Here is a 251-nt window from a genome sequence, read left to right on the forward strand (position 1 = left end):
GAATTAATTCATAGAAATTATTATATAAAAACGCTTGCTATGACTTTATCATGATCATAAAAGACTGCCATTTGTCAGCTAGCAAGTCCATAAACAGGATCTTTTAGAGTGATTTTTGCACTTTTATCTTCATAAATTTCTACCTTACAAGGTGTAGATTTTGAACGATATCGGAGTTTTACTTCGCAATCAAGCTCTTTAGCATCTATAAAAAGATTGATATTTTTTAGCTTAAATTCACTGATTTTAAG

General features: G+C 29.1%; 1 protein-coding gene. It reads right to left on the bottom strand.

Annotated features, from left to right (window positions below; genetic code table 11):
- Nucleotides 1–74: 74 nt before the first annotated feature.
- Nucleotides 75–251, bottom strand: a 177-nt coding sequence (locus ELQ05_RS08185; protein WP_347876299.1) for an aminomethyltransferase beta-barrel domain-containing protein, incomplete at its 5' end; no start/stop codon positions are given.

Source organism: Campylobacter sp. US53, from assembly GCF_004378995.1.
Taxonomy (GTDB): Bacteria; Campylobacterota; Campylobacteria; order Campylobacterales; family Campylobacteraceae; genus Campylobacter_D; species Campylobacter_D jejuni.